The organism is Arthrobacter sp. MDT2-16, assembly GCF_054510925.1.
Genome location: NZ_JBTNDP010000002.1, coordinates 1 through 17,844 on the forward strand (window position 1 = coordinate 1; position 17,844 = coordinate 17,844).

At 61.9% G+C, this 17,844-nt stretch carries 17 protein-coding genes and 1 pseudogene; 12 read left to right on the forward strand and 6 right to left on the reverse strand.

The features are described 5' to 3' along the window. Positions 1-841: NAD(P)H-binding protein (locus ACX80N_RS04570; RefSeq protein ID WP_459338476.1), on the forward strand; the 841-nt coding region annotated here is incomplete at its 5' end. A 482-nt stretch (positions 842-1,323) separates the two neighbouring features. Here the strand turns inward: ACX80N_RS04570 and ACX80N_RS04575 are convergent. Together ACX80N_RS04575 and ACX80N_RS04580 are read right to left on the reverse strand one after the other, a co-directional pair. Continuing rightward, positions 1,324-1,749: an HAD family hydrolase gene (locus tag ACX80N_RS04575; protein WP_459338477.1), complete on the reverse strand. Its 426-nt coding sequence runs from the start codon at positions 1,747-1,749 to the stop codon at positions 1,324-1,326. 39 nt (positions 1,750-1,788) lie between these two features. Then, positions 1,789-2,202: an ASCH domain-containing protein gene (locus ACX80N_RS04580; protein ID WP_459338478.1), complete on the reverse strand. Its 414-nt coding sequence runs from the start codon at positions 2,200-2,202 to the stop codon at positions 1,789-1,791. 367 nt (positions 2,203-2,569) lie between these two features. Here ACX80N_RS04580 and ACX80N_RS04585 point away from each other — a divergent pair, with 367 nt between their 5' ends. The 3 genes from ACX80N_RS04585 to ACX80N_RS04595 all read left to right on the forward strand — a co-directional run bounded on the left by ACX80N_RS04585 (position 2,570) and on the right by ACX80N_RS04595 (position 6,039). Further along, positions 2,570-3,895, forward strand: a complete 1,326-nt coding sequence (locus ACX80N_RS04585) for an IS110 family RNA-guided transposase (protein ID WP_459338479.1) — start codon at positions 2,570-2,572, stop codon at positions 3,893-3,895. Between the two features lie 783 nt (positions 3,896-4,678). Beyond that, positions 4,679-5,047, forward strand: a complete 369-nt coding sequence (locus ACX80N_RS04590) for a GntR family transcriptional regulator (protein ID WP_459338480.1) — start codon at positions 4,679-4,681, stop codon at positions 5,045-5,047. After that, positions 5,044-6,039, forward strand: a complete 996-nt coding sequence (locus ACX80N_RS04595) for a hypothetical protein (RefSeq protein ID WP_459338481.1) — start codon at positions 5,044-5,046, stop codon at positions 6,037-6,039. The genes ACX80N_RS04590 and ACX80N_RS04595 overlap by 4 nt, the downstream gene beginning before the upstream one ends. Before the next feature lie 33 nt (positions 6,040-6,072). Here ACX80N_RS04595 and ACX80N_RS04600 read toward each other — a convergent pair whose 3' ends face one another. Next, a complete protein-coding gene (locus ACX80N_RS04600) occupies positions 6,073-6,606 on the reverse strand; it encodes a hypothetical protein (protein WP_459338482.1) in 534 nt (177 codons plus the stop codon). A gap of 643 nt (positions 6,607-7,249) precedes the next feature. On the opposite strand from ACX80N_RS04600, the pseudogene ACX80N_RS04605 reads away from it, so the two are divergent. Beyond that, positions 7,250-8,435, forward strand: a pseudogene (locus tag ACX80N_RS04605) (IS30 family transposase). A 69-nt stretch (positions 8,436-8,504) separates the two neighbouring features. Here the strand turns inward: ACX80N_RS04605 and ACX80N_RS04610 are convergent. Beyond that, positions 8,505-9,410, reverse strand: coding sequence for a LysR family transcriptional regulator (locus ACX80N_RS04610; protein ID WP_459338483.1), 906 nt, complete (start codon positions 9,408-9,410; stop codon positions 8,505-8,507). 136 nt (positions 9,411-9,546) lie between these two features. On the opposite strand from ACX80N_RS04610, the gene ACX80N_RS04615 reads away from it, so the two are divergent. The 6 genes from ACX80N_RS04615 to ACX80N_RS04640 all read left to right on the forward strand — a co-directional run bounded on the left by ACX80N_RS04615 (position 9,547) and on the right by ACX80N_RS04640 (position 15,353). Then, positions 9,547-10,878: a M20 family metallo-hydrolase gene (locus ACX80N_RS04615; protein ID WP_459338747.1), complete on the forward strand. Its 1,332-nt coding sequence runs from the start codon at positions 9,547-9,549 to the stop codon at positions 10,876-10,878. Next, positions 10,875-12,110, forward strand: a complete 1,236-nt coding sequence (locus ACX80N_RS04620; protein ID WP_459338484.1) for a diaminopropionate ammonia-lyase — start codon at positions 10,875-10,877, stop codon at positions 12,108-12,110. The genes ACX80N_RS04615 and ACX80N_RS04620 overlap by 4 nt, the downstream gene beginning before the upstream one ends. Positions 12,111-12,256: 146 nt before the next feature. Next, a complete protein-coding gene (locus ACX80N_RS04625; protein ID WP_459338748.1) occupies positions 12,257-13,261 on the forward strand; it encodes a M20/M25/M40 family metallo-hydrolase in 1,005 nt (334 codons plus the stop codon). Positions 13,262-13,306: 45 nt separating this feature from the next. After that, a complete protein-coding gene (gene otsB / locus ACX80N_RS04630) occupies positions 13,307-14,083 on the forward strand; it encodes a trehalose-phosphatase (protein ID WP_459338485.1) in 777 nt (258 codons plus the stop codon). Positions 14,084-14,283: 200 nt separating this feature from the next. Continuing rightward, positions 14,284-14,847: a recombinase family protein gene (locus ACX80N_RS04635; protein ID WP_459338749.1), complete on the forward strand. Its 564-nt coding sequence runs from the start codon at positions 14,284-14,286 to the stop codon at positions 14,845-14,847. Between the two features lie 53 nt (positions 14,848-14,900). After that, complete coding sequence (locus tag ACX80N_RS04640) at positions 14,901-15,353, forward strand: DUF488 domain-containing protein (RefSeq protein WP_459338486.1); 453 nt, start codon at positions 14,901-14,903, stop codon at positions 15,351-15,353. A gap of 5 nt (positions 15,354-15,358) precedes the next feature. Here the strand turns inward: ACX80N_RS04640 and ACX80N_RS04645 are convergent, their stop codons facing one another. After that, on the reverse strand, positions 15,359-15,991 hold the full coding sequence (locus tag ACX80N_RS04645) for a hypothetical protein (protein WP_459338487.1): 633 nt from the start codon (positions 15,989-15,991) through the stop codon (positions 15,359-15,361). Positions 15,992-16,815: 824 nt separating this feature from the next. On the opposite strand from ACX80N_RS04645, the gene ACX80N_RS04650 reads away from it, so the two are divergent. Then, positions 16,816-17,085, forward strand: a complete 270-nt coding sequence (locus tag ACX80N_RS04650) for a ribbon-helix-helix protein, CopG family (RefSeq protein ID WP_459338488.1) — start codon at positions 16,816-16,818, stop codon at positions 17,083-17,085. 50 nt (positions 17,086-17,135) lie between these two features. Here the strand turns inward: ACX80N_RS04650 and ACX80N_RS04655 are convergent, their stop codons facing one another. Then, positions 17,136-17,756 (reverse strand): hypothetical protein, encoded by a 621-nt coding sequence (locus ACX80N_RS04655; RefSeq protein ID WP_459338489.1) that lies wholly within the window; start codon positions 17,754-17,756, stop codon positions 17,136-17,138. Between the last annotated feature and the right edge of the window lie 88 nt (positions 17,757-17,844).

Below are 17,844 nucleotides of genomic sequence, written 5' to 3' on the forward strand. Positions count from 1 at the left end.
GGAGGGGTCCGCCCTTTTGTTTCCCCTCCCCCGCCCGCTGTCTCCCCTTCTCTCTAGTCTCTTTTTGGAGGGCCTCCCCCCAGCCCCCGGCACACCCCCAACGCGACCTCGCGCCACGCGACTTCACAGCATTCAAAGGAGACCTCATGAACGTTTCATCATCGGTATCACCGGTGGCGTCGGTACGCTGCTCGCCCAGGAACTCCTCCGCCGCGGCGATACCGTTTCCGGTCTCGTCCGAACCGAAGAAAAGCAAAAGGCCCTGCGTCAGGCAGGAATCAACGCCGAAGTCGGAGACCTCACCAGCCTGTCCCCAACGGAACTCGCCGAACGCATCGGCTCCGCCGACAGCATCATGTTCACCGCCGGCGCCGGTGGCAGCGACCAGGCAACAACAGCCATCGACGGGGACGGCGTCAACCTCGCCATCGCTGCCGCGGCACTGCTGCCCTCGACTCCCCGTTTCATCCTCGTGTCGGTCTTCCCGGAAGCCTGGCGCGGACGCGAACGCGAACGCGGCCTCGGCCCATCGTTCGATCACTACATCGCGGTCAAGAAAGAAGCCGATGTCGCGCTCACCAAGAGCGACCTGGACTGGGTGATCGTGCGCCCCTCTGCCCTGCAGAATGAACCAGGCGCCGGAACCATTGCCCTCGGAGTGGCACAAATCTACGACGTCATTACACGAACCGACGTCGCAAAGACACTGGCAGAGGTGCTGCACGAACGACACATCTCCTGCCAGATCCTCGAAGTCACCGCAGGCAGCACACCCATCAGCGAAGCCGTCCACCAGATCACGCACAACAGCCGCTGTCTGGAGTTTCCTTCCTCGCCTTGACCCGGCATTTATGCGACGAGCATCGCTGCAGTTTTGTTGCACTGACAACGGCAGCTCACCCACAGATGGGCGGCTTTGAGCTCCACCCTTCGGGCTCCACCCGCCCACAAGTGGATGACCAGCATCGTGGCCACACAGCTGCCCTCACCGGTTTTGTCCCTCTTGCCACTATTAGCCCTACTAACCCAACTAGTCCTATTAGGTCTAGGTCCGGGATAAATCATGCTGTTCGCGACCACGCTGCTAGGAGGCTGTGCACGTCCACCGTCCGCTCGAGGTGAGCTTCCCCGTATCGGTGACGTGAGGTGGTTGTGTGCAGACGGGCTGGCGGTTACTGCTGTCCAGGTGTGCGCGGGACAAGCAGCGGAGCGTGGGGAGCTCGTGCCGTGCACAGCTGGTCAGGAGGCGCGCGACCTTTCTAATATCAGCCGGTTAGTTCTGACGGCGAACTCAAGCGGTCAATGCACCACCCCTGTTCAGGGTTATGTGAGTGCCATTGTCAGATCGGCGAGGGACTCAAGGCGGATGTCGGCCAAGCCGACTTCTGGGCGTTGGGCGTGGAGGTATCCCCACGGGCCACGACGGATGAAAGCGGTCCGCATGCCAACCTCCCGGGCCGGCAGGACGTCATTGTCTAGGCGGTCACCGACGTACAGGATCGCGCTGGCATCAAGGCGTGCGGCCTGAACGACGCGGGAGAAGAACTTTGCTGAGGGCTTCGCTACGCCCCAGGCAGCAGAGGAAGCGATGAAATCCGCATCGAACCCGAGTTCATGGAGCTGGGCTTCGACACCGATCGGCTGGTTTCCAGCTATCCCGACGGTAAAGCACCAGCAGTCATGGAACCGACCATAACCAGTACCCGAACAACTCCCGGTCCTACTCGTCATTCGCCCAGCTCGAAACATCCGTCAAGAAATTTCTAGGGGTGCTTCAATCCCGTGTTCCTAGTCGGTGAGGCGAAAGCGTTCGAGAACCACCACAGTCTCATCCGTCACCACGAAAGCAGGGTCCTGAAGGTATGACCGCATGTCCTCGCTCTGCCAGAACTGCTCATGGTCTGCCCTCCACCGGGCAACAGAAGTGTGTCCTTCTCCCTCTTCGATCGCGTGAACTAAGGGAACCTGATCGAGGCGCACCTGCTCGACCTGCACCGTCTCGATAACGGCCACCAGCTCGCCCTGCGAATCGACCACTGCTTGCCGCCGGCCCACTACGGGTAAGTCTTCACCCTCGACGGTGTACTCGACCAGCAGGGAAGTGGTCGTGGTCTTCCTGCCGGTAAGGATCGCGGCGACGAGCGAGTCCCGTAAGGGACCCGGGAAAGCGAACTCAGCATGGGGCAAAGATAGGTTGGTCATGCTCCAATGTTTCACCTCGGCCCAGGTGCCCCTGCTGGTGCATTGAACTGCTCTGCAACCCGGGCCGCCCCTGAGAAAACTCGCGAGCGGAAACGCTCGAGGATCTTCCTACGGGACAACGGTCGCGTATTCGGATGAGGCAGCAGCTCACCCACGGTGATAGTGATAGGGATCGCGGTCCCGGTGTGGCTCTTCACCCACATGACGTGACTCTTGGAGTTTCTGTCCTTCACCTGACCTGTCCACCGGCCGCGGTCACTTCACGTGGCGGCGGGCATGGCCTCATAGGCGCCTGACCAGATCCCCTCACCGTATTGTCTGCCCGTCCTGACCCCGTGATGTTCCACCACCAACGGGAGGAGAAGATATGTCGGATTCGGAACTGGAAACAAGCCGTGTCGTCGTGGGAGTTGATACTCATGCTGACACTCACTACGTCGCTGTTCTGAGCGAGTACGGGAGACCGCTGGCTGATCGCGAGTTCCCCACAACAATCTCGGGCTATCGAGAGATCGTCGGCTTTATCGCTGGCTTTGGCGATGTCCTGCAAGTCGGTATGGAAGGTACTGGAACCTACGGGGCCGCACTCACGAAAGTCCTGCAAGCTGTGGGAATGCCCGTCGTTGAGGTCAACAGACCAGATCGTCAACAGCGCCGACTCAAAGGCAAGACAGATTCTCTGGATGCTTATCGCGCTGCTCAGTCCGTGCTTTCAGGGATCAGTACCGCGGTTCCGAAAGCGAAGGACGGACCTGTCGAGTGCCTACGTGTCCTGCGGGCTTCACGGGCATCGGCGATGAAGGCCAGGAGCGCGACGATCAACCAGATCAAGGGCTTACTTGTATCCGCGCCGGAGACGCTACGAGCTAAGTACCAAGGCATGGCCACGACCGCCATGATCGGGGCGATGGTTCGTGCCAGGCCTTCAGGGCACCCCGCTGACCCCTATTACGTGACAGCACGGGTGCTGAAAACCTTGGCCACCCGGTATCAGCACCTCACGGTCGAAATCGAAGAAGCCACCGCTCAATTGCAGCTCATCCTGGATTCCTACGCGCCGATGCTGCAGGACCTGCCTGGTGTTGGTACCGACGTCGCATCCCAACTGCTCGTCACGTTGGGAGACAACCGGGAACGGGTGAGCAATGAAGCCCAGTTCGCAGCACTGACAGGTGTTGCCCCTGTTCCTGCATCATCGGGCAAGACCAGTCGTCACAGGCTCAGCCGTGGCGGGGACAGACAAGCTAACTGCGCGCTGCACCACATTGTCCTGGTGCGCATGAACACCGACCCCAGGACAAAGGATTACGTCACCAAACGCACCGAGGAAGGCAAGAGTAAACGGGAGATCATGCGGTGCCTGAAACGCTACGTCGCCCGCGAGATCTATCGGCAACTCACCAACCCTGTTCCCGCCCCGGCTATCGCGGACTTACGACCTCTCCGGCACGAGCTGGGCATCACGCTGCAAGAAGCTGCCAGCAGCCTAGGTGAGTGGCCGGCGACGCTATCCCGCCTCGAGCGGCGCCGAACCCGCAACGACCACCTCCTCCTGCGCTACCGGACCTGGCTCCACGATCAGAGAACGACAGCGACGCCTCTGCCCACACCTAGGGACAGTTCTGATGGGTTATCCACCGCTACGACGGCTGGGGAACTACCTGCATGGCTCCCTGAATTGAGCCGTGGATAACCCGAACTGACCCCCGCCATGGACAGCTCCCGTGGGCGGCTACAGCGCAATGTTCGCAGTGCCTACCGGGAAAACAGATACCGATTCCGCGCTCTTGACACTTATAGGAGCGTCAGGTGGACGGCTTTGAGCTCCACCCTTCGGGCTCCACCCCGCCCACAGATGGATGACCCGGTAGTAGCTTGCCAGACTTCGAACGTTTGATAGTTGCAAGCTGGCCCGCGCATTTCGGAGGCTGTGCGCGCCCACCACTCACCCGAGGTCACCTTTCTACTGTCGGTGATGGTGGTGGGTGTGTGCAGGCGGGCCCTCGGTTCCTGCTGTCCAGGTGTGTGCGGGACAAGCAGCGAAGCGTGGGGGAGCTTGTGCCGTGCACGGGTAGTCAGGAGGACGGTCAGCTGCACCGAAGACGATGACACACGGTAGGACGATTTCACGAGACACGGGCGGCCCTGTAGATCCGGGGGAGTGGATGCTGCTCGTGCTACCCAATGAGGTGTCTTATAAAGCTTTAGGTTTCCGAGACACCATCGGTGAGAAGGCAGCCAGGAGCGCAGTTTCACTTGTGGTGCCCGTGCGCCCGTTCTCATCGTCCCGGGTAAACGTCCCTCGCGTGGTCTGACGCGGTCGACAGGTTCGGCGGTTCTCATTGTCGTCTGCAGGGACGCGCAAGGAAGCCTGCACGGGCGTAGGGCGACTGGCTTGCGGGCGGCAAGCGACGACCTACGAATCAGCGGAGTACTACCCATTGTTATGGTGCAAGCATAATAATAGAATGAGTTGATGTTGATCCGTTTGACGCCCGATGATGCGTCTCCTCTCCACGAGCAGATCGCGGGCGCGGTCCGTCAGGGAATCATCGAGGGCTCTCTGGCGAATGGGGAACGCCTGCCGGCGGCGAAAGCACTTGGTGAGTCGCTGGGTGTGAGTCTGCATACCGTCCTGCACGCCTACCAGGACCTGCGCGATCAGGGGTTGATCGAGCTACGCCGGGGACGCGGCGCCGTCGTCATCGCACCAGACACAGCCACCCGTGAGCAGGCGGCCCGGATCCTCGATGAAACAGCCCGACAACTCGCGGGCCTGGGATTGTCGACCGAGACGACACTTGCACTGTTCCGCCAACGACTCGACAGGGGAAGAGCATCATGACGACGGACACCACGCACGACCCGGCAACCGAACCCGACCCCCGGTTCTGGCTCGGAGTGTTCCTCCCGACAGCCGGAGTGCTCCTCGGGGCACTTACCCTCTGCCTCGGGTGGAGCACCCGACTGCCATCCTCTGTTGCACAAAAGTGGGACTGGTCCACGCAGGAAGTCATCACCGTCGCACCACTGTGGTTGGGAGTCATCTCCCTCGCCATCCCTTCTGCTGCGGTGTTGATCCTGCTGGTGTTCCTGAAGTGGTCAGGCAGACTCACCGGATGGGGGCGCAGCCTCTCCATCGCTGTCCTTGCAAGCATCGTCGCCTTCACCGCCGCGTCGCTGCCTGTCATGCTCAGCGGCCAGGTCGGACTCGAGGATCCGCTGCTCGCCCCCGACCCTCGCATCATGATGGGCATCACCGCGGCCCTGAGCCTCGTCTATGGGATCCTTGCGGCCCTCATCGCCGGCGGACGCCCACTCGCAAGCCCAATCCCAGGGACCACGCCGACTACGGCTCTTGACCTGGAACCGAACGAGATAGCCGTCTGGACCACCACGACAACTGCATGGGTATGTCTGCTCGGCGGGAGCCTACCGGGGCTGGTCCTCATCGTGCTGGGCATCACCACACCGATATGGGGGCTGACCATCGCCGGCGGAATGCTCCTCGCGCTTGGCATCATCACCGGCCGATGGACCATCACTGTCGACCACAAAGGCCTGACCTGCACCACACTCTTTGGCTTCGGCCGGTTCACAGCTCCGGCCACACCGGGCGCGACCGCAGAAGTAGTCACCGTCCGAGGACTGTCCGAATTCCTCGGCTGGGGCATCCGTATAGGAGGATCACGCTCCATCGGCCTGATCTTCCGCAACGGTGAAGCCCTCCGCGTCCACCGACCCGACGGCTACAGTCTCACCGTCACCACCAACGACGCCACAACAGCAGCAGCCCTCTTCAACGCCCAAACAACACGACACCACGCCACGCACTAGCGCCGCGAAGCTTCTGTCCCACAAAAGGATCGTTCAGCGAACGAGCGACGGCTTCCGGTGTGTGCGCACTCTCACGAGGGCGATGAGGCCTGTCAGAAGGCAAGTGGGTATGCCGACGACACTGAGCAGGAGCAGGGTGTCAACTACCCAGGTGGATTGCCCTGCATCAGCCAGGGCAATCCCTCGACCGAAGGTCACCATCAGCACCACACCGAGTAAGCCCACCAGACCAAACGACACTGTAGTGACCCAAGCAGCCGCCGGACGATCGCTTCCTTGACTCCAGGCCTTGCCAAAGAGAACTACAGTCACCGCGTAAACGATGAATCCCAGAAGTAGGAGGACTGACACGACGATCTGAGGCGCCAGAAAGATGCTGGCGCTCACTGCTGCAGTAAGAAGGCCGGCCGCGACGCCGGCAACAAGCCATGCCCGGGAAAAACTCGGGTGAGTGGTTTTAAGTTTCGCTGCGAGGACCCAGGAGCCGGCAACGATCGCAGGTATGACCAGGAACGGAACCACCGCGACGGCGAGCAGCCCCACTCCGATGAACACGATGGCAGTCACACGGTTTCCAACACTGGTCATTACAGTCCCCCAACTTCAAAGTTGGGACGACTGTACCTGCGGTGCTTGGACCAGTCTGGGATATCCGTTCGTAAACCGATCCTCATTGGCTACACGCCGTCCATCTCCAGGCACGTGGCTCGGATTCCGATAAATCTACATATCTACAAATCAACATATGTAGAGGGGTCAGCGCCTGCACGGTCGCCAAGGGGGTGCCGGAGCTCACCCACAGGTGGACGGGCTTTGAGCTCCACCCTTCGGGCTCCACCCGCCCACAGGTGGATGACCAGAACCGGGGTTACCGCGGCTACAGCTAACCTCAGCTCAACTGGTCCCTATAGTCCTCTTAGTCCTCAGGCGGACCAGTTCATGCTGTTCGCGACAACGCTGGTAGGAGGCTGTGCACATCCACCGTCCGCTCGAGGTGAGCTTTCCAATGTCAGTGACTGGAGGTGGTGTGTGCAGGTGGGCCACTGGTTCCTGCTGTCCAGGTGTGTGCGGGACAAGCAGCGGAGCGTGGGGAGCTTGTGCCGTGCCCATCTGGTCAGGAGGCGCACGGATCCGATCGCGGTGGGTCATGTCCGACGGTGGTCTCAACCGGTCAACGCACCGCTCATGATCGGATGGATGGGTGATTGAGATGTCGCGTGACTTTGGGTTCACCGCAGAGCAACAGGATCAGCTGTGGGTGCAGTGGCGACGGGGCGACTCCCTGCGGACAGTCGCCCCGTGATCTGGGCAGCAGTAATCAGTCGGTACGTCGCTTTCTTCTGCAGTCTGGCGGTATTCGACTGCCAGCGTCGAGGCGTAATGATCGCCACCTATCGATGGCCGACAGGGAGGAAATTTCCCGGGGTCTTGCCGCCGGCGATTCGGCTACGGCCATCGCCGCGGGCTTGGGCCGTGCTGCGTCGACGGTGTCACGGGAGATTCGCCGGAACGGCGGGCGTGAGCACTACCGAGCCGTAACCGCCGATCAGCGGGCAGTGACGCTGGCCAAGCGACCGAAGCTACAGCGCCTGGATACGAATTTGATGCTGCTCATCGTCGTTGCGTTCAAGCTGGGCCAGGACTGGTCTCCGGAGCAGATCTCTCAGTGGCTGCGTCGTACTTATCCGGAGGACACGTCGATGCGGTTGTCGCACGAGGCGATTTACCGATCTATCTATATCGCCGAGCGTAAAGCCCTCGTGCGGTGCCTAGGCCGTCCATCGCGTCATCTGCGGTCGGGACGCACGATGCGCGTGCCAAGAGCACCACGAGTGAGTAAGCGCGGGCGCTTGAAGAACATGGTGTCCATTCATCACCGGCCGGCCCACATCGAGGAGCGAACCGAGGTAGGTCACTGGGAGGGCGACCTTGTTATGGGTTCACGTCCATCGGCTGTCGCGACGCTGGTCGACCGGAAGACCCGGTATGTTCGCTTGGTACACCTGCCCCATGGGATCAAGGCCGATGTCGTCCGACAAGCACTGACATTGAGTTTCAGTGGGCTGCCGGCCGAGCAACGCCGCTCTCTGACCTGGGATCGGGGTAGGGAACTCGCTGAGCATCAGGAACTCACCGCAGAGCTGGATCTACCGGTCTACTTCTGCGACAGGCGCACCCCTTGGCAGCGAGGCACGAACGAGAACACCAACCGGCTGTTGCGCCAGTACCTACCCAAAAACGGTGATCTGCGTCAGTTCAGCCAGCATGACCTTGACGAGATCGCGGACAAGATCAACACCAGACCACGACGAGTTCTGGACTGGGCAACATCCGTTGCTGTGTTTCCGTCGGCCACCAGTGCTAGCAGCACTTCACGAGAAGACAGGCGAATGTGAACCCGAACGGATGGCGCGCAAGGACTCATACCGCTCCGCAGTAGTTTTCGGGCTAGCGCGGACGGTACCTCACACGTTCGAGGCAGTTAGTTGCTCGGCTATTTCCTGGCTGATGCGCTTACGCACTGCAGTTACGGAGGGTGAAGGACCGCTGCCTTGTCGGATGGCGACCGCGATGCGGCGTGCTGGATCGTCATTCAACGGGCGGGCATGAACGTTGCGGGTGTCGGATGCAGAAAGTGCGAGGCCGGGAACGAGTCCGACGGCAAGACCGGCAGCTACGAGCCGGACATGGAGCAGCACGTCCGACGATTCGTAGGCGACTCGGGGCTCAAATCCGATCCGTCGGCACCAGGCGTCGGTCCAGCTCCTGGCCTGGGTGCCTCGTGGTTCCATGACCCACTGCCGCTCCGCAAGATCTTCCGGACGTGTGGATTGCTCATGCGAGGGGGTGAGCAGCATCAGGGGGTCCATGCCGACCGTGGTGAGCTCTGCTCCCGCGACGGCGGGCCTTGGGTGACCTGGGTATTCCTCCTGCAGCACGATGTCGAAGTCCCCTGCCAGAAGCGCCGGTAAGGCCAGCTCCGCGGAGATATGCGCGACCGTAACCCGTAGATCGGGGTGTTCAGCGGTCAGGCTCATCAGCGCGGGAGGGATGATCGTGTGGCTGGCGGTCTGGAAGGACGCGACACGCACTGTCCCGCGTACCGTGCTGTGCGCTGCGGCGATTTCCGCTTCGGCGCTCTCAAGGTGTTGCAGGATGCCCTCGGTATGCCGGACGAGGATACGGGCCTCTTCTGTGAGCCTGACCTTTCTACCGACCGGTTCAAGGAGCTGCACACCGGCTTCCTCCTCGAGCAGCCGCAGCTGGTGCGACACTGACGACGGGTTGTATCCCAGCGCCTGCGCCGCCGCCGCGAGGGTCCCCCGGATGCTCACCTCACGCAACAGTCGAAGCCTGTTCACGCTGTACATCTGAACGCCTTTCCCGACGTGCTGCATTCATGTAAGAAATTCATGGTTAATCGTGAAAGACATCTTATCGACCACATGAATGGTGGTCCGTACCGTCGAAGGTGACCGCATGACCACGACGCCTCAGGAGCAGAGCATGACGACCGTTCCCAGCACCACTCCAACGATTGCCCCCGTCCCGACACCTGACGCGAGTGTTGGTGTAAGTGCTGCTGCGGGGCCGCTGCGGATCAATGGTGAGCGGTTGTGGGAGTCACTGATGGAACTGGCCCGGATCGGTGCGTATGAGGATCCGGCGTCCGGCCTGGTCGGGGTCAATCGGCAGTCTCTCACGGACGAGGACGGCCAGGGCCGACGGCTGCTCATCTCCTGGATGGAAGAGGCCGGCCTTGAAGTAAGTATCGACGAGATGGGCACGATTTTCGGTCGACGTGAAGGAACTGACCCTGATGCAGCACCGCTGATGGCCGGATCCCACATCGATACGGTAGGCACAGCCGGCGCTTTCGACGGATGCCTCGGCGTCCTCGGTGCCCTGGAAGTGGTGCGCTCCCTCAACGGGGCCGGAATCACGACCCGGCGCCCCCTGATCATTGCCGCATGGACCGAGGAGGAAGGCGTCCGGTTCGGCACGGACATGCTCGGCTCGGCCGTCGCCGCGGGACGTTTGAGCCTGGACTACGCCTACGACCTCACCGATGAGAACGGGCTGCGGTTCGGCGATGAACTCCAGCGCATCGGGTTCAAGGGCACCTGTCCGGTCAGGCTCGACCCGCCGCACGCCTACGTGGAGTGCCACATCGAGCAGGGCCCCGTCCTCGCCAGGGAGGGTTACGCGGTGGGTGTGGTCACGGGGGTGCAAGCCATTTCGTGGCAGAAGGTCACCCTCCACGGGCGGGCCGCTCACGCCGGAACCACCCCCACGGAGCTGCGCATCGACGCCGGCCTTGCCGCAGCGCAAATCATCGTGGAGGTCCGCCGCATGGTCGATTCCGGCCAATACGGGCGACTCCGCGCAACCGTCGGACATATCCGCACGTCCCCGGGCCTTCCCAGCGTCGTTCCGGACCTCGCAGAGATCACCGTCGACCTGCGCAACCCTGATGATGACTTCATGTCCGCTGCCGAAGCTGACCTCGAGGCGTTCCTGGAGGCCTTGCCGCAGACCCAGCCGGGACTGCGGGTGGAGACCAAGAGGATGGCCAAGACCCGGGCTGTCCCGTTCAGCCCCGAGGTTCAGGACACGATCGAAGCAGCGGCACACGCTCTGGGCCAGGACACCATGCGCTTGATGTCCGGTGCCGGACACGACGCACAGGAAATGGCGCCGATCACCCCGACCGCGATGATCTTCGTCCGCGGCCAGTACGACGGCATCAGCCACAACCCCCGCGAGTACTCCACCCCCGAGGACTGCGCCACCGGGATCACCGTCCTCGCCGCCACCATCCTGGAACTGAGCTCATGAACCCCACCCAGATCACCCCCGCTGACACAGCAGACATTGACGACACGGACGCTGTACCCGGGACTGCCGTCACGGTTGGCGTCGCCGGCACCTTGGGCAAGGAGAGTGCTCGTCCGTGGTCCACCGCCCGGCACACCGTGCCGTGGACCATCGACACCGAATCGGCACCGGGATGGGAGTTTCACCGCAGCATGCCCGGGTACGCGGCGACACCCCTGATTCCTGTCCCGGACCTCGCAACGCAGTGGCGCGTGCAGTCGGTCTGGGTCAAGGACGAATCCGACCGACTGGGACTGCCGGCGTTCAAGGTCCTCGGCGCGTCCTGGGCTGTCAACCAGGCCATCAGCGCCGCCGCGGGTCTACCTGCGGCCACATCACTGCAGGAACTGCAGAACACAACGAACGGGCTCAGCACCGACACAGAGTCCGAGACCGATGTGGCGCTGGTGACAGCGACCGACGGAAACCACGGGCGCGCCCTGGCGTACATGGCCCGGCTCCTGGGCCTGCCCGCCCGGATCTACGTACCGGCAGGGCTACCCGAGAGCACCCTCGCCGCGATCCGTGGTGAAGGCGCGGTCGTCGTGGAAACCGGTGCGGTCTACGATGACGCGGTGGCACGTGCCGCCGCCGAAACCACAGACGGTGAACTACTGATTCAGGACACCGCGTGGGAGGGCTACGAGCAGGTGCCGGGCTGGATCATCGACGGATACGCCACCTTGTTCGCGGAAATCGATTCCCAGCTGCCAGATGCCGCCAGCCTGGTTGCTGTGCCTACCGGAGTCGGTTCGCTCCTGCAGTCAGCGCTGCAGCACTACCGGGCATCAGGCCGGCAGACACGGCCGAGCGTCCTTGCGGTGGAGCCTGCGACCGCTGCCTGCGTTACTGCTTCCCTCGCCGCCGGTCACCTGGTGAGTGTGGACACGTCCGCTCCGACATTCATGGCCGGCCTCAATTGCGGGACCGTGTCCTCAACGGCGTGGCCGGCGATCCGCGCGAGCCTGGACGCAGCCGTCGGAGTCACCGACACCGAGACCGGATACGCCCTCGAGTACCTGCATGAGCGTGGCATCCTCGTCGGACCCTGCGGCGCCGCCGCCCTGGCAGGACTCGAAGCCGCCCGAACCTCCCCTGACGGCTCTGCAGTTCTCGGTCTAGGTCCTGAAGCGGTCGTGGTTCTGCTCAGCACCGAAGGCATCGCAGCCAATCAAGCACAGGGACAGGAGTGACAGTGGAATCGTTGGAAGCTGAAGTCATCGGACTCCTGCGGGATTTTGTGCGTATTCCCTCGATCAACCCTTCCATGGCCTCGGACGGCAACGGGGAAACAGCCATCGCGGCACACCTCATGAGTTGGGCCGCGGCGCAGGACCTGATGGGTGAACTCATTGATGACGGAGACGGACGACCCAGTGTCCTGATACGCAGCGAACCTGCCTACCCCGATGCCCCTACGCTGTTGCTGTGTGGGCATTTGGACACCGTGGGTCTTGGGAGTATGACGGCACCGCTTGACCCGAGGATCGAGGGTGACCGTTTATACGGTCGGGGCGCGTACGACATGAAAGCCGGACTGGCCGCGGCTCTCATCGCCTGCAGGGACGTTGCGCGGGAGGGCATCGCCGTGAACGTGGTCGTCGCCGCGGTCGCCGATGAGGAACATGGGAGCCTCGGTATCCAACGCGTCCTTGAACGACTGGATGCAGATGCGGCGATCGTCACCGAACCGACCGAACTCACCATCGGTATCGGGCACAGGGGTTTCGTGTGGACCGAGATCGAGGTCCAGGGAATCGCCGCGCACGGGTCCCGCCCGCACCTCGGTATCGACGCCATTGCCAAGACAGGGTTATTGCTGACCGGCCTCGAGCGCATGAACGCCGACCTCGCGACAAACCCTCATCCGTTGCTCGGCCCCTCGATCGTCCATGCCTCACTCATCCACGGCGGCCAGGAAGCCTCGACCATCCCTGAGCGCTGCGTGGTCACCATCGAACACCGCACCCTGCCCGGGCAGAGCGTCCACGACGTCGAACGGGGAGTGCAGGAACTTCTGGCTGAATGCTCGGCCGCGGACAAGGACTTCACCGCCACAGCACGCACCACCATGCATCGCCCACCCCTTGAAACCCCCGCGGACCATCAGCTCGTCACCGACCTTGCTGGTGCGTGCGACAACCTGCGGGGCAAGCCATCGGACATCGTCGGGATGAGCTACTGGGCCGACTCGGCGTTCATCGCCTCCCGCGGGATCCCCACCGTGCTGTTCGGTCCCGGCGGTGAAGGAGCGCACGCCGACGTCGAATGGGTCAGCATCACCGACACCATCGACTGCACCCGGATCCTCACCGACGTCGCCCGATCCATGGCAACCGCCTGAAACCTCCAGCCCGGTCCGTAATGCTTGCCGGGCTAGGGTGAAGGAATGGATGCAGCGACCGCAGTGATGCACGCCCTGACCACCAGCGACAACGCAGGTTTGGTGATGGATTTCGATGGCGTTCTCTCGCACATCACCGACGATCCGGCTGCCAGTGAGCTCTTGCCCGGTACCGAGGAGATCCTCGCGGGCCTGGCCACCAAGCTTTCGGTCGTCGCACTCCTCTCCGGACGACCGATCGCCTTCCTTGCTGCACGAGCCACCATTCCCGGGGTGGAACTCCATGGCTCCTACGGTCTCGAACGCCTCACCGACGACGGCGTCGAGGTCGTGCCGGAAGCCCGGCATTGGATGAAGGCTGTCGAGGAAGCCACACAGACGGTGCACCAGCAGTTGGACGGGGTGGAAGGCATCCATGTTGAGGACAAGTCCCTCGCAGTCGCCGTTCACTGGCGGCTCGCCCCGGACCAGGCCGGTGCCCTGAATCGGATCACCCCGATCATCGAGGACGTCATGAGGACGTACGGGCTACGCCACGAACCGGGCAAGTTCGTGGAGGAACTCCGGATGCCTCTGGACCAGGACAAAGGCACTGCCCTCCAGCGCATCATCGGAACAAAGAACCTTCACACCGTCGCATACGCAGGCGATGACCGTGGGGACCTACCGGCTTTTGAAGCATCGATCGCAGCAGACGGGTACACGCTCGTTGTCGACGGTCCCGACATGGCCCCAGAAGTTAGCGAGATCGCCGGCGCCCACTTCGACGGCCCAGAAGACTTCCAGTCCTGGCTACGGCAGCTCGACAACGCCCTGCACTAGACACTAGCCACGGTTCCCTCACCGCTCACGGCGTCCTTCTGCAATCTCACAGCCTTCGCATCCGGAGGTGTCCGGTCGTTCTCACGTACGACCGTCCATAGGACACTCGAACGCGAGAATGTCAGAAACGGCGCGTCGTGTTCCATGGGCCGTGTCCGAGAGCTACGTACTGTGAGGTACGTTGACGATACAGTTTGGGCATGGCAGCAGTTGGATATGCACGTGTTTCGACCCGGGACCAGAATCTCGATGGTCAGACCGACGCACTCGAGGCAGCCGGGTGTGAAAAGGTCTTCGTCGAACACGCATCAGGAGTCCTGGCGAAGCGGCCCGCACTGGAGGACGCACTCGACTACTTACGAGCAGGCGACACCCTCGTCGTGACGAAGCTCGACCGCCTCGGTCGGTCCGTGCGGAACCTCAAGGAAGTCGTCGACGGCCTCGAGAAGCGGAACGTCGGACTCAAGGCCCTCTCTCAGGGCATCGACACGACGACGCCTGGCGGTCGGTTGTTCTTTCACATGCTCGCGGCGATCGCAGAATTCGAACATGACCTCATCGTCGAACGAACGAAAGACGGCTTGGCGGCGGCCCGAGCCCGCGGCCGCAAGGGCGGCGGCCGGATCAAGATGAGCCCGACGAAGATCCGGCAGGCACGGGCGATGTACGACGAAAAGACATACACCGTGCAGCAGATCGCCGAGACCTTCGGGGTGTCCCGGGGCACGATCTACCGCCACCTCGGCGAAGACATCAGGGCTTGAGGCTGCAGCGGAGCGACAAGAGCTAGGCGAGCTGACCGTGACATCATCAAGGAATGGAACAAGTGACTCGACGGATCATAGGGGTCGGATACGAGGGGCACACCCTCCCGTCGTTTCTTGCTGCCCTCAGCGTTGAGAAAGTCGAATGCGTCGTCGATGTCCGGTTGAACGCAATCTCGCGGAAGAGGGGCTTCTCTAAGCGCCTCTTGACAGCTTCGTTGGCCGAGGCGGGAATTGAGTACCTTCACCTCCCGACCCTCGGTAACCCGAAGGAGAATCGGGACGGTTTTTGGAAGCCTGGGACCGACCTCGCGGCTCAGGCTCATGCAGGGTACCGACGGGTCCTTCAGTCAGAGAAAGCGGTAGCCGCGATGCGGGAGCTCGTGGAGAAGGCCGCTACGGCATCAGTGGCTCTGCTTTGCTTCGAAGCTCGCGAGGAGACCTGTCACCGCCACCTGATTCTTGATGAACTGGATAGCTTTCAGCTGGCCGGCTCTCACCGGTAGCACCGTCATCGAGATCGGTAGACCCCGAGTACGCTGAAGGCCAGAGGATGCTTGAGCTGGTTGCCCACGAAGAACATCGGCCCTCGACTCGGTGCGCACATCTCCTCGAAAAACCGCTTCCGCAGCTCACCGATGGCAGCCACGTCGTCTAGATGCTTCAGCCGCCTCTCGAGAGCGACCAATTCCCAGTCGAGTAGACCCTGGTTATGGCCCCTGCAGTTGGTGTCCTCGCAGTAGTAGGAGTACTTAGCCTCAAAACGTGGAGCTTGTAGCAGCTGCACCTTTGGAGCCGATCCAAAAAGATCCTCCTGCCCAAGATTGACCCTCAGCTTTTCGGCCTGTTCCGCTGTCCAGCCAGGATGTCGCACCACTTTCAGGTCTAAGACCTTTCGCGGCCTAATTACAGCAAGAGACGGATAGGGTCGTGCCTCCCTTTGAGCACCGAGGATCCCGCACATCGTCCATTGAGATGCCAAGGGTGACAGGTACGGGTGGCGGGTCTTCCACCCGTCGAGGTGCTCCACCGTGGTGATGGTCGAACGATTGGGGATGTAACTCTCACTTCGCGGATCCTTACCCGAAGGTTTCACCTGCACCGTGATGAGGTCGTACTTGCTAAACCGCAGATACTCCTCCATCGATCTGAAGGGGATGGGGTACAAACGCACCCACTCGGGTCCGCCAGGGCGCATACGTATGCCGGCCACGCACACGGTGTCCCCGTGCGCAGCAGAGGGCTGCGGGGCAGCCTTCACCGTGATGAGAATCTTGGCTGATTCCCATTGACTCCCGTGTTCCTTCGGGTAGCAACTACGACCGTCCCCATCGAGCGGCAGCATGTCGAACATTCGTGATTCCCCCGTTTTGGTGCTACTGAGACCATCTAAGTTCAGAACCTACCGAACAACCTTCCGCGGCGGTGGCTCTCCAACGGATTGAAGCTCTCGTGTCACAGATAACACCGACTGACAGCATCGACTAAGACATCGGCTGGCACACTGGCTGATCAGCAAGTTGGGTCTTCGGAGATGGCGCGAGCAGTGGGCGTAGCCCGGTTCAATCTAGGCTCGATTCGTTCCGCAGTGCGTTGACCGGTTGAGACTGCCACCGTTTGTGCACCAGAAGGTTTTGCAACGCTGAGGAGGGCACACAGCGGTTCTGCAGTGATGGCAAAACCCATGTGCGGAAGTATTACGACCTTTCGCGCCGTTCAGACGAGTTTTGCCACTCTTTGAACTGTGGCGTTGGGGTACACCCCAACGCCACAGCGCAGATCGGTTCGGATTGTGTTGATCTAGGGTCCTTCTGCGGCTTCTGCAACAGAAGTGTTCAAGGGTCTAGACGTCGTGCAACGACAACGGGGGGGTGGGACCGTCCGGGGCTACCAGTCTGAGTAGCGCTACGTCGAAGGTCAGTGGTCGGTTGCACACCTTGTTTACCTAGCGATGGGGGAGAGGTCGACATGGCAACGAAGAGTCAGCAGCCACATCCGTCCGGGCAGGTCGTTTCCGTGCGACTGCCACCGGACGTCATCAAGCGGATTGATGCCCTGGCCGAGCACACGGGACGCAGCCGGGGATTCTATATCCGGCTGGCGCTGAGCGCGTTCTTGACGCAGCTCGAGGAAGATCACTGGAACCAAAAGACGGTTCGCTACGAGCGGGACGGCTTCGATCGTGATTTCGCGCAGATCACGACGTGTCTCATGGAAGACCCGAAGCTCAGCCCTTAGCCCACTGGGTACCCGCAGGAGGATCCCGTAGCGGGACTGTGAACGATTGCTCACCCTGCAGAAGCGGGCGACGTCGGAATCATCTTTGTCAGTGTCGGCTTGCCGTCGGCTGCGACGGTCAGGTTTCTGCACGTCGTGAAGAATTCACGGAGGAGCCGCGTGTCGCCCTTCTTGGCCGGTTGAAGGACAGAAGAGGTGAAGACCTCTGGGTCTTGATGGTGAGCAAGGATGGCCGGCAGGGAAGGGTACTTCTCGAGTTGAGACATCGCGTGTTCTGCACGCGGTTGATCGTCCGCGTCCACCGCGCCGATGTAGTCCCCCATCCAGGCGCACGACCAGTACTCGGCGATAGCCACCTCCGGCACGCCGTCCTCGATGGCGGCGTCGTCATCCTTCCACTGGTGAAGTGGCGCGTTCGACCAGGAAGCGCCCTTGGGGAGAGACTCCGGGAACTCGTCGATCGCTTTGCGCGTCAATCCCGACATCTCGCTCGTACCGACGAAACCCGGCAACATGCTTTGCGCGGCCTGTGTTGACTCACTGGTTGGCGCGGCCTGCGTTGGTCCGCCAGTAGGTTGGTGCGCGGCAGGAGGCGCAGCACAACCACCTGTTATAACGGCAACGCTCAGAACGACGGCGACCGGAATGCCCTTGAAACCCCAATTCCCCATGGCCGAAGAATAACGTGCTCCGCCGGTTCCCGCCCTTCGAAATATCCGATTATTCACCGGCCTACGGGCGTTACCTCACCGCAGTACT